At 60.8% G+C, this 11,012-nt stretch carries 11 protein-coding genes and 1 pseudogene; 10 read left to right on the forward strand and 2 right to left on the reverse strand.

The features are described from left to right. The first annotated feature begins 7 nt into the window (after positions 1-7). The 8 genes from KGA88_RS02960 (at position 8) to KGA88_RS02995 (ending at position 8,089) form a co-directional block, all read left to right on the forward strand. Positions 8-934, forward strand: coding sequence for a carbohydrate ABC transporter permease (locus tag KGA88_RS02960; RefSeq protein WP_110660326.1), 927 nt, complete (start codon positions 8-10; stop codon positions 932-934). A gap of 8 nt (positions 935-942) precedes the next feature. Continuing rightward, positions 943-1,773, forward strand: a complete 831-nt coding sequence (locus KGA88_RS02965; protein WP_223588832.1) for a carbohydrate ABC transporter permease — start codon at positions 943-945, stop codon at positions 1,771-1,773. Positions 1,774-1,905: 132 nt separating this feature from the next. Continuing rightward, on the forward strand, positions 1,906-3,009 hold the full coding sequence (locus KGA88_RS02970; RefSeq protein ID WP_223588834.1) for an ABC transporter ATP-binding protein: 1,104 nt from the start codon (positions 1,906-1,908) through the stop codon (positions 3,007-3,009). A gap of 16 nt (positions 3,010-3,025) precedes the next feature. Beyond that, complete coding sequence (locus KGA88_RS02975; RefSeq protein WP_223588836.1) at positions 3,026-4,498, forward strand: mannitol dehydrogenase family protein; 1,473 nt, start codon at positions 3,026-3,028, stop codon at positions 4,496-4,498. Between the two features lie 145 nt (positions 4,499-4,643). Then, a complete protein-coding gene (gene xylB / locus KGA88_RS02980; protein WP_223588837.1) occupies positions 4,644-6,140 on the forward strand; it encodes a xylulokinase in 1,497 nt (498 codons plus the stop codon). Positions 6,141-6,153: 13 nt separating this feature from the next. Beyond that, the gene (locus tag KGA88_RS02985) at positions 6,154-7,098 is read left to right on the forward strand and encodes a carbohydrate kinase family protein (protein ID WP_223588839.1); all 945 of its coding nucleotides are present in this window, start codon (positions 6,154-6,156) and stop codon (positions 7,096-7,098) included. Between the two features lie 237 nt (positions 7,099-7,335). Beyond that, positions 7,336-7,602: a DUF2790 domain-containing protein gene (locus KGA88_RS02990; RefSeq protein ID WP_110662424.1), complete on the forward strand. Its 267-nt coding sequence runs from the start codon at positions 7,336-7,338 to the stop codon at positions 7,600-7,602. A gap of 91 nt (positions 7,603-7,693) precedes the next feature. Next, positions 7,694-8,089 carry a hypothetical protein gene (locus tag KGA88_RS02995; RefSeq protein ID WP_223588842.1) on the forward strand — a complete coding sequence of 132 codons (396 nt, stop codon included), beginning with the start codon at positions 7,694-7,696 and terminating at the stop codon, positions 8,087-8,089. Here KGA88_RS02995 and KGA88_RS03000 read toward each other — a convergent pair. Continuing rightward, positions 8,086-8,352 (reverse strand): DUF1652 domain-containing protein, encoded by a 267-nt coding sequence (locus tag KGA88_RS03000; protein WP_223588844.1) that lies wholly within the window; start codon positions 8,350-8,352, stop codon positions 8,086-8,088. The genes KGA88_RS02995 and KGA88_RS03000 overlap by 4 nt on opposite strands. A 281-nt stretch (positions 8,353-8,633) precedes the next feature. Here KGA88_RS03000 and eco point away from each other — a divergent pair, with 281 nt between their 5' ends. Next, on the forward strand, positions 8,634-9,116 hold the full coding sequence (gene eco, locus KGA88_RS03005; protein WP_223588847.1) for a serine protease inhibitor ecotin: 483 nt from the start codon (positions 8,634-8,636) through the stop codon (positions 9,114-9,116). Between the two features lie 75 nt (positions 9,117-9,191). Here the strand turns inward: eco and ilvA are convergent. Then, a pseudogene (ilvA, locus tag KGA88_RS03010) lies at positions 9,192-10,187 on the reverse strand (threonine ammonia-lyase, biosynthetic); the annotation flags it as partial. 247 nt (positions 10,188-10,434) lie between these two features. Here ilvA and KGA88_RS03015 point away from each other — a divergent pair. After that, on the forward strand, positions 10,435-10,770 hold the full coding sequence (locus KGA88_RS03015; RefSeq protein WP_223588849.1) for a DUF2834 domain-containing protein: 336 nt from the start codon (positions 10,435-10,437) through the stop codon (positions 10,768-10,770). The last annotated feature ends 242 nt before the right edge of the window (positions 10,771-11,012 follow it).

Consider the following 11,012-nt stretch of genomic DNA (forward strand, 5'->3'; position numbering starts at 1 on the left):
GATCGCCATGAATACTTCAACTGCCAAAGCTCATATGGACATTGCCCAGCCCCAGCGCAAAAGCCGCGTGGCCAACCCCGGCTGGTTCCTGGTCAGCCCTTCGGTAGCGCTGCTGCTGTTGTGGATGATCGTGCCTCTGGGCATGACCCTCTACTTCTCGATGATCCGCTACAACCTGCTAAATCCGGGTGAAAACGAATTTGTCGGGCTGGAGAACTTCTCTTATTTCCTGACGGACTCGGGCTTCCTGCCCGGCGCCACCAACACGCTATTGCTGGTGGGCAGCGTGCTGCTGATCAGTGTGGTGTTCGGCGTGCTGATCAGCGCGCTGCTGGAGGCCAGTGAGTTTTTCGGTCGCGGCGTCGTGCGGGTGATGCTGATCTCGCCGTTTTTCATCATGCCCACGGTCGGTGCGCTGATCTGGAAAAACCTGATTTTCCACCCGGTGTCGGGGATTCTCGCCTACGTCTGGAAGCTGTTCGGCGCGCAACCGGTGGACTGGCTGGCGCACTACCCGCTGCTGTCGATCATCATCATTGTCTCGTGGCAATGGCTGCCCTTCGCGATCCTGATCCTGATGACCGCCATGCAGTCCCTCGACCAGGAGCAGAAAGAAGCCGCGCGCCTGGACGGCGCCGGGCCGATCGCGATTTTCTGGCACCTGACCCTGCCCCACCTGGCGCGGCCGATTGCGGTGGTGGTGATGATCGAAACCATCTTCCTGCTCTCGGTGTTCGCCGAAATCTTCACCACCACCAACGGCGGCCCCGGCTACGCCTCGACCAACCTCGCCTACCTGATCTACAACCAGGCGCTGGTGCAGTTCGATGTCGGCATGGCCTCGGCGGGCGGCTTGATCGCCGTGGTCATCGCCAACATCGCCGCGATCATTCTGGTGCGAATGATCGGCAAAAACCTGACCGACAAAGCCTGAGGCCCGCCATGACTCTTCAACAATCCCGTCGCCTGCAAAGCCTGTTGCTCGGTACGTTGGCCTGGGCCATCGCGATCCTGATTTTCTTCCCGATCTTCTGGATGGTGATGACCAGTTTCAAGACCGAAATCGATGCCTTCGCCACGCCGCCGCAGTTCCTCTTCATGCCAACGCTGGAGAACTACCTGCACATCAATGAGCGCAGCGATTACTTCAGTTTCGCCTGGAACTCGGTGGTGATTTCCTTCAGCGCCACCGCCCTGTGCCTGCTGATCGCGATACCGGCGGCCTATTCCATGGCGTTCTACGAGACCCAGCGGACCAAGGGCACGCTGCTGTGGATGCTCTCGACCAAGATGCTGCCGCCGGTGGGCGTGCTGATGCCGATCTACCTGCTGGCCAAGAGTTTTGGCCTGCTCGACACGCGGATCGCGCTGATCGTGATCTACACGCTGATCAACCTGCCGATCGTGGTCTGGATGATTTACACCTACTTCAAGGACATCCCCAAGGACATCCTCGAAGCCGCGCGCCTCGACGGCGCCACACTGGCGCAGGAGATGCTGCGGGTGTTGCTGCCGATCGCCAAGGGCGGCCTGGCGTCCACGGTGCTGTTGTCGCTGATCCTGTGCTGGAACGAGGCGTTCTGGTCACTGAACCTGACCTCCTCGAAAGCCGCCCCACTGACCGCGTTGATCGCTTCGTATTCGAGCCCCGAAGGGCTGTTCTGGGCCAAGTTGTCGGCGGTCTCGACCCTGGCCTGTGCACCGATCCTGATCTTCGGCTGGATCAGCCAGAAACAACTGGTGCGCGGCCTCTCGTTCGGCGCCGTGAAATGAAGATTCCTGTAGGAGCGAGCTTGCTCGCGATGGACGTGAACGATAACGCGTGCAGACAGGAGGAACGCTCCGCCTACAAATTTATCGCGAGCAAGCTCGCTCCTACAGAAAAATAAACGGAGGCCCATCACCATGGCCAACCTGAAAATCAAGAATCTGCAAAAAGGTTTCGAAGGTTTTTCCATCATCAAGGGCATTGACCTTGAGGTGAACGACAAGGAATTCGTGGTCTTCGTCGGCCCCTCGGGCTGCGGTAAATCCACGCTGCTGCGGCTGATCGCCGGGCTGGAGGAAGTCAGCGGCGGCACCATCGAACTCGATGGCCGCGACATCACCGAAGTCAGCCCGGCCAAGCGCGACCTGGCGATGGTGTTCCAGACCTACGCCCTGTACCCGCACATGAGCGTGCGCAAGAACATGTCGTTCGCCCTCGACCTGGCCGGCGTGGCGAAAGCCGAAGTAGAGAAAAAGGTCAGCGAAGCGGCGCGCATCCTCGAACTGGGGCCGATGCTGGAGCGCAAGCCCAAGCAACTCTCCGGCGGCCAGCGCCAGCGCGTGGCGATTGGCCGGGCGATCGTGCGCAACCCGAAGATCTTCCTGTTCGACGAACCGCTGTCCAACCTCGATGCCGCCCTGCGCGTGCAGATGCGCCTGGAACTGCTGCGCCTGCACAAAGACCTGCAAGCGACGATGATCTACGTCACCCACGACCAGGTCGAAGCGATGACCATGGCCGACAAGGTGGTTGTGCTCAATGGCGGCAAGATCGAGCAAGTCGGTTCGCCACTGGATCTCTACCACCAGCCTGCCAACCTGTTCGTCGCCGGCTTTCTCGGCACACCGAAAATGGGCTTCCTCAAGGGCAAGGTTACCCGTGTAGACAGCCAGGACTGTGAAGTGCAGCTGGACGCCGGAGCCCGCATCAACCTGCCCTTGAGCGGTCGGCAACTGAGCGTCGGCGGCGCGGTGACGCTGGGCATCCGCCCGGAACACCTGGAACTGGCCAAACCCGGCGACTGCACCTTGCAGGTCACCGCCGATGTCAGCGAACGCCTGGGCAGCGACACCTTCTGCCACGTCCGCACGGCATCCGGCGAAGCCCTGACTATGCGCGTGCGCGGCGATCTGGCCAGTCGCTACGGCGAAACCCTGAGCCTGCGACTGGACGCCCGACACTGCCATTTATTCGATGCCGACGGCGTGGCGTTGACCCGCCCGTTGCGCGTTGCTGCCTGATTTGCGAGTGCCTGCGATGAAACTGAACAAACAGAACCTCAACCGCCTCGCTCCCGAAGTGGTCCTGCCCGCCTATGGGTTGGGCGATACCCGCCAAGGTATCGCGCACATCGGCGTCGGCGGTTTCCATCGCGCCCACCAGGCGTTTTACACCGATGCCCTGATGAACACCGGAGAAGCGCTGGACTGGGCCATCTGCGGTGTCGGCCTGCGCGCCGAGGACCGCCGCGCCCGTGACGATCTCAAGGAACAGGATTACCTGTTCACCCTGTTCGAACTCGGCGACAGCAACGCCACCGAAGTGCGGGTGATCGGCGCCCTTCGCGACATGCTGCTGGCTGAAGACGGTGCCCAGGCGTTGATCGACAAGCTGGCCAGCCCCGAGATCCGCATCGTCTCGCTGACCATCACCGAAGGTGGCTACTGCATCGACGACAGCAGTGGTGAGTTCATGGCGCACTTGCCGCAGATCCAGCATGACCTGGCGCACCCCGATACCCCGAAAACCGTGTTCGGCTTTCTCTGCGCGGCACTGGCCAGGCGCCGCGCCGCGGGCACGCCGGCGTTCACCCTGATGTCCTGCGATAACCTGCCGCACAACGGCGCGGTGACCCGCAAGGCCCTGCTGGCCTTCGCCGCCTTGCACGACAAAGATTTGCGCGACTGGATCGCCGCCAACGTCAGTTTCCCCAACGCCATGGTCGATCGCATCACGCCGATGACCAGCACCCAACACCGTTTGCAACTGGCCGACCAGCATGGGCTGGACGATGCCTGGCCGGTGGTCTGCGAACCCTTTGTGCAATGGGTGCTGGAAGACAAGTTCGTCAACGGTCGTCCGGCCTGGGAAAAGGTCGGCGTACAGTTCACCGACGACGTCACGCCCTATGAAGAAATGAAGATCAAGCTGCTCAATGGCAGTCATCTGGCGCTGACGTACCTGGGATTCCTCAAGGGTTACCGCTTCGTCCACGAGACCATGAACGACCCACTGTTCGTGCGCTACATGCGCGCTTACATGGATCTGGACGTGACCCCGCAACTGGCGCCGATGCCGGGCATCGACCTGACCCAGTACAAAGACACGCTGGTGGCGCGCTTCTCCAATCAGGCGATTGCCGATCAGCTTGAACGGGTGTGTTCGGACGGCTCGTCGAAGTTTCCGAAATTCACCGTGCCGACCATCAACCGATTGATCGCCGATGGCCGCGAGACCAAGCGTGCAGCGTTGGTGGTAGCGGCGTGGGCGCTGTACCTCAAGGGAGTGGACGAGCATGGCCAGACCTACTCGATTCCTGACCCGCGCGCAGCGTTCTGCCAGGCACTGGTAGCCGATGATGTGCTGATTACCCAGCGCTTGCTGGCGGTCGAGGAGATTTTTGGTACGGCGATCGCGCACTCCCCAGCATTTGTCGCGGCGTTCGAGTGGTGCTGCAACAGTTTGCGTGAGGTGGGGGTGTCGCGGACGCTGGAACGAGTGTTGGCGTAAGTCCTGCGGTGAAGCTGCCGCCGCCTTCGCGAGCCAGCCCGCTCCCACATTTGGAATGCATTCCCCTGTGGGAGCGGGCTTGCTCGTGAAGGCGGCCTGACAGGCACCAGGGATACTCAATCCAGACGTGTATCAAGGATTCAGCATGACAACCCAACAACACTTCCTCGGCATCGACTGCGGCACCCAGGGCACCAAAGCCATCATCCTCGACGCGGCCAGTGGTGAAGTGCTCGGCCAGGGCGCAGCCACCCACACGATGATCAGCGGCGCCAACGGCCGTCGCGAACAGGACACCCATCAATGGCTGGAAGCCTTCGCCACAGCCACCCGCCGCGCCTTGCTCGCGGCCAAGGTCGATGGCCAGTCGATCCTGGGCATTGGCGTCTCCGGCCAGCAGCACGGCCTGGTGCTGCTCGACGATCAGGGCAAGGTGCTGCGCCCGGCCAAACTCTGGTGTGACACCGAAACCACCCCGGAGAATGACCGCCTGCTGGCTCACCTGGGCGGCGAAAAGGGTTCGCTGGAACGCCTCGGCGTGGTCATCGCACCGGGCTACACCGCGTCCAAGCTCTTATGGACCAAAGAGCAGCACCCCGAGGTGTTTTCCCGGATCGCCCGCATACTGTTGCCTCACGACTTCCTCAACCATTGGCTCACCGGACGCAGTTGCAGTGAATACGGTGATGCCTCCGGCACCGGGTATTTCAACATTCGAACCCGTCAGTGGGATTTGCAATTGTTGCGTGACATCGATCCGGGCGGACGCCTGCAAGCCGCCCTGCCGGAACTGATCGATGCCCATCAGCCGGTCGGCACGATTCTGCCGGGGATTGCCGAACACCTGGGCATCAACCCGCGGGCCTTGGTGTCCAGTGGCGGCGGCGACAACATGATGGGCGCCATCGGCACCGGCAACATCCAGCCCGGCGCAATCACCATGAGTCTCGGTTCGTCGGGCACGGTGTACGCCTATGCCGATCAGCCGGACGTTGTCCCGCAGTCCGCAGTCGCCACGTTCTGTTCTTCCAGCGGTGGCTGGCTGCCGTTGATCTGCACCATGAACCTGACCAATGCCACCGGGCTGATTCGCGACCTGCTGGAACTCGACATCGATGAATTCAACGAGCTGGTTGCCCAGGCACCGATCGGTGCCGAAGGTGTGTGCATGCTGCCGTTCTTCAACGGCGAGCGGGTACCCGCCCTGCCCCATGCGAGCGGCAGCCTGTCGGGCCTGACCATGACCAACCTGACCCGGGCCAACCTGTGCCGCGCGGTGGTCGAAGGCACGACGTTCGGTTTGCGTTACGGACTGGACCTGCTACGTCACAATGGCTTACAAAGCCGCAGCATTCGGCTGATCGGTGGCGGTTCGAAAAGTGCGGTGTGGCGGCAGATCGTCGCCGATACCATGAATACACCAGTGATCTGCACCGAACAAAGCGAGGCCGCGGCCCTGGGTGCGGCGATTCAGGCGGCCTGGTGCGTATCCCGGGCAAACGGACACGAAGACAGTCTGGCGCACTTGTGCGAACGCTGCGTGAAACTCGACCCGGCCAGTGAAACCCTGCCGGTCACGGGCAATGTCCAAGCCAGTCAGCAAGCTTATGAACGCTATCAACAGCATGTCGCAACCCTTTGAAGAGTGAACAATTATGTACCTGGTGTGTGGCGAAGCGCTGTTCGATTTTTTCAGTGAAAACGACGCCAGCGGTCTGGCGTCCAACGTGAATTTCAAAGCCATCGCCGGTGGCTCGCCGTTCAACGTGGCGGTGGGCTTGCGCCGGTTGGGCGTGGACTCGGCACTGTTGGCCGGGTTGTCCACTGACTACTTGGGCAGACGCCTGCTGCAGGTGCTGCTAGATGAAGGCGTGCTGCCGGATTACCTGTTGGACTTTGCCGCGCCGACCACCCTGGCGATGGTTGCGGTCGGCGCCAATGGCTCACCGCAGTACAGCTTCCGCGGCGAAGGCTGCGCAGATCGGCAATTGCAACCGGAGCACCTGCCAGCGCTCGGGCCTGAGGTGCGTGGCCTGCATATCGGCTCGTTTTCCCTGGTGGTGCAGCCGATTGCCGACACGCTCCTGGCATTGGTACGCAGGGAAAGCGGCAAGCGCCTGATCAGCCTCGATCCGAACGTGCGCCTGAACCCGCAGCCGGACATAGACCTGTGGCGTAAACGTATCGCGACGCTAGTGGAGCTGGCCGACCTGATCAAGGTCAGTGACGAGGACCTGCATCTGTTGTACCCCGACCAGGATCCGGCGCAGGTCATCGCAGGCTGGTTGCAGCACCGCTGTCAGTTGGTGTTCCTGACCCGCGGCGGCGAAGGCGCGAGCGTGTTCAGCCGGGCTCATGGCGCTTGGTCGACTCCAGCCTGCGCGGTAGAAATCGCCGACACCGTGGGCGCGGGCGATACCTTTCAGGCGGCGCTGATTACCTGGCTGACCGAACAGCAGCTGGACTCGGTGGAGGGTTTGAAGCAACTTGGCCGCGAGCAGATCGACCGCATGCTGAAGTTCGCGGTGCAGGCGGCGGCGTTGACGTGCAGCAAGACAGGACCGGATTTGCCTTATCGCAAGCAGCTGGATTTGTGCTGAATTCGAGGGCCTCTTCGACTTGCTTGCGAAGGCTTTCCATCCGGCGCCTGATGGTCTTAACTGATACCCGTGACCACAGCGTTGCGACAGGCGGCGTTCAGCCGAATTAACCCTCGCTTAACCGTGTGGTCCAACACTTCACTGGACCGCACGCCCTCAGACTGTTCTGACGCCCAGTGCGGCAGGTTCGACAAGCCACACATCGAACTGACTTTCCGTCCGCACCGGAGATCACTGATGAACACTCGCACCCTGCTGGTTACCGCCGCCCTCGCCTGCACCGCATTTGCCGGGCTGGCTCAAGCCAATGACACCACTACTTCCCAGGCCGTGCCTTATCACTACGGCATGCCATTGCATGTCAGCAAAGTGATTTCACTGACCGAGCCCGACACCATGGAGTGCAAAGTGGTGAAGGCCGACATGAAGTACATCGATGACGCGGGAAAACCTGCAGAAATTACCTACCGTAAACTTTCCGACGCCTGCGAGAACCAGGGCTGAGCGAAACGTCTGATTTGGCACCTGCCGGTATTCCTTTGAGGGTTGCGGCGCTATGCTCTAGCGCCTCCCTCACTGCCCGCAAGGATTCGCCATGCAGTTGTCGTTTCGTACATTGTCGACGTTTGCCGCCGCTCTATGCTTTTTCCTGGCCCTGGTGTGGGGTCTCGTGCCGCAGCGGTTACTGTCGCTCTGGGATATGGAGTTTTCATTCGCCGCAGGCTTGATCGCACGACGCACGGCTGTGCTGTTTGCAGCATTGAGCGTGATGTTCTATCTGGTTCGCCATGAACCCCCGTCCTCAGTCCGAAATGCATTGAGCCATGGCTTCGTGGTCGGCTGTTGGGGATTGGCTGCGCTGGGCTTTGGCGAATGGCTCAATGGTCATGCCGGGCCGGGCATTTTACTGGCGGTCGCCCTTGAACTGGCGCTGGGCCTGGCATTCTTCCAGACCCGGCGCGTGTCGGTGGAGCATGAAACCGCAGGCTAGAGCGCTTTGCCCAGCATCGAGTGCGGCTCGAACTCTACGTGATGCTGTCTGGAACGCAGTTGGCCAATCAACTCGTTTATTTCCCGACAACCATTGAGCCCGGAGGCATCGATGCCAGTGACCAATAGGTCGAGGTGATCGGTTTGCCCGTCGGCATAGACCTTGACGGTCATCGACAGATCCGGAGACAACGTGCACTGGCAACGCTGGGGTAAAAAGCTGCTTTCGATGATGTTGCGAATTTCCAAGGCAGAAAGAAACATGGCGACCCTCTCCTTTGTGAGACTGCCAATGATGGTCAATGCTCGCTCATGTGAAATCCCGGCAAGCTTCAAGGACAGCTACAGCATAAAACATGCCCTGGATTTCGCCGTGCAGCTCATCGGCAAATCAAGAGGTTAGGCAAATCACCGGTAAAGCCTGTCATGCAGATTGCAATAACCCCCCCTGAGAAACCCGCAATTTGCACGCTCGGCCCTGCGGGTTTGCATTCACTGCACACGACAGTGAAAATGCCGTCCTTCACTTCAAGCAAGGAGGCAACATGAATTCATTGACCGTCAACGCGAGCGCAGCGCTGTTCGCACTGGGGCTTGCTGGCGTTGCACATGCCGCCAAACTCGAAGAGACCGCGCCCTATCCGAAGGCCGACAGCGGGTTTACCCGCCAGGTCATCCACCTTGCGCCACAGGCTCGGGAAGACGACTTCCAGGTCGAGATCCTGGCCGGCAAGACAATGACCGTTGACTGCAATCACCCCCGCCTGGGCGGCATTCTCGAGGAGAAGAACCTCGAGGGTTGGGGCTACCCGTTCTATCGCCTGGAAAAAGTCATTGGCCCGATGAGCACGCTGATGGCCTGCCCTGCCGGCACGAGCAAAGAGGATTTTGTCCCGGTGGTCGGCGACGGCTTCCTGCTGCGTTACAACAGCAAGCTGCCGCTGGTGCTGTACGTGCCCAAGGACATCGAAGTGCGCTACCGAATCTGGTCGGCATCGAACAAGGTCGAGAAAGCCGTTCAGGAATAACCGGGCATCCGCCGCAATGTGGTGAGGGAGCTTTCTCCCTCACCACCGGGACAAGCGTCATGCCTGGGCGCCACTCAACGCGGCGCGCTCGGCCACATGCCCCAGGCTGTCGAAGTTGATGTTGGCTCCTGAGTCGATGGCGATCAGGGTCTGACCACGAACCCCGCTCCGTGCCACGTACTTCTTGATTCCGGCCACCGCCAGCGCGCCGGAAGGTTCGGTGATCGAGCGGGTATCGTCGTAGATATTCTTGATCGCGGCGCAAAGCTCGTCGTTGCTGACCGTCAGCACCTCATCCACGCAAAACCGGCAGACCTCGAAGCCGTAAGCGCCGATCTGTGCCACCGCCACCCCATCGGCGAAGGTGCCGACGCTCGGCAGCACCACCCGTTCGCTGGCCTGCATCGCCGCTTGCAGGCACGCGGAATGTTCCGACTCGACGCCAATGATGCGCACCTCCGGCCGTAGGTACTTGACGTAAGCGGCGATGCCCGCGATCAGCCCCCCGCCTCCCACCGGCACGAAGATCGCATCCAGCGGACCTTGATGCTGGCGCAGGATTTCCATCGCCACCGTGCCTTGCCCCGCGATCACCTCCGGGTCGTCGAAAGGCGAAACAAAGGTTCGACCGGTTTCCTCGGCCAGGCCCAGTGCATAGGCCAGGGCAAACGGAAAGCTTTCGCCATGCAACACCGCATCGGCACCGCGACTGCGCACCCCGATGACCTTCAGTTGCGGTGTTGTGCTGGGCATGACAATGGTGGCGTTGATCCCCAACTCCCGCGCGGCCAGTGCCACGCCCTGGGCATGATTGCCGGCAGAAGCCGTGACCACGCCGCGAGCCTTTTGCGCGTCGCTCAGTTGCACCAGCTTGTTGTAGGCGCCGCGGATCTTGAAGGAAAAGGTCGGCTGCAGGTCTTCGCGCTTGAGCAGGACCTGATTACCCAAGGCTTCAGACAACGCGGGTGCCGCCTGCAACGGCGTGCGCACAGCCAGTTCATACACCGGCGCGGCAAGGATTTTTTTCACGTAGCGTTCAAGCAGGGCTTGCTGGTCGGTGGTAAAGCTCATGGTCGTCTCCTGAATTTGATCTGGGCCCCGGAGACAGAAAATGAAAACCCGCCTCTAGGGCGGGTTGGGTGCTGCAGTCGTGAGCTAGCCCGCCAAATGAGGAATGGCGGTAATAATGCTTGGCTGGCAGCGCAATACGGTGGAAGTCATGGCTCGAAATTAGCCGGACGCTGATGGCAAGTCAATGGCAAATTTGTGGTGGTCGCTATAGGCTGCTGATTCCAGTCATTGCCCAAGGAAGGAACACATGAATGCCATTGCCTTGCCCCTGATCGCCCTGATCGCCTTTGCCGGCTATACCGTTTCGGTGATGCTCCAGGCCGAGCAATCGCTGATCGAGTTCGGCATCAGCCTGATGTCACGACCTGATACCGCGCAAGTTGTGATCGATCTTTACCTGCTGGCGACACTGGCGGGCATCTGGATGTACCGGGATGCACGAAAGCGCGGGCAATCGGCGCTTTCGGTGGTGCCTTATCTATTGATTACCGCGGTGTTTGTGTCGATTGGGCCATTGTTGTATCTGGTGGTGCGAGGGCTGCAGAATCGGAAAAAATTGCTGAATGTCGGGCAAGTGGGCTGATCCGGGAATGGCGGCGGCTACAGATCGCCATCGCTGGCAAGCCAGCTCCTCCAGGGTCTGTGGCGACCACATAAACATTGTAGGAACTGGCTTGCCAGCGAAGGCGGTTTGAAAGCCGCCGACATCTCACTTCGCCAACCGCTTCAGCCCGACCACCATCGCCCCCGCCCCGAGCATCATCGCCGACAGGAGCAACGGGTAGGAAACCCGCTACTGGCTACTTCAAACCCACCCTGTACAAC

Origin of the sequence: Pseudomonas sp. A-R-19 (assembly GCF_019956575.1) — a bacterium.
In the GTDB taxonomy this organism is placed as follows: Bacteria; Pseudomonadota; Gammaproteobacteria; order Pseudomonadales; family Pseudomonadaceae; genus Aquipseudomonas.

Coding starts and splice junctions, on each gene's coding strand:
- KGA88_RS02960 (WP_110660326.1), top strand. CDS start 8: ATGAATACTTCAACTGCCAAAGCTCATATGGACATTGCCCAGCCCCAG.
- KGA88_RS02965 (WP_223588832.1), top strand. CDS start 943: ATGACTCTTCAACAATCCCGTCGCCTGCAAAGCCTGTTGCTCGGTACG.
- KGA88_RS02970 (WP_223588834.1), top strand. CDS start 1,906: ATGGCCAACCTGAAAATCAAGAATCTGCAAAAAGGTTTCGAAGGTTTT.
- KGA88_RS02975 (WP_223588836.1), top strand. CDS start 3,026: ATGAAACTGAACAAACAGAACCTCAACCGCCTCGCTCCCGAAGTGGTC.
- xylB (WP_223588837.1), top strand. CDS start 4,644: ATGACAACCCAACAACACTTCCTCGGCATCGACTGCGGCACCCAGGGC.
- KGA88_RS02985 (WP_223588839.1), top strand. CDS start 6,154: ATGTACCTGGTGTGTGGCGAAGCGCTGTTCGATTTTTTCAGTGAAAAC.
- KGA88_RS02990 (WP_110662424.1), top strand. CDS start 7,336: ATGAACACTCGCACCCTGCTGGTTACCGCCGCCCTCGCCTGCACCGCA.
- KGA88_RS02995 (WP_223588842.1), top strand. CDS start 7,694: ATGCAGTTGTCGTTTCGTACATTGTCGACGTTTGCCGCCGCTCTATGC.
- KGA88_RS03000 (WP_223588844.1), bottom strand. CDS start 8,352: ATGTTTCTTTCTGCCTTGGAAATTCGCAACATCATCGAAAGCAGCTTT.
- eco (WP_223588847.1), top strand. CDS start 8,634: ATGAATTCATTGACCGTCAACGCGAGCGCAGCGCTGTTCGCACTGGGG.
- KGA88_RS03015 (WP_223588849.1), top strand. CDS start 10,435: ATGAATGCCATTGCCTTGCCCCTGATCGCCCTGATCGCCTTTGCCGGC.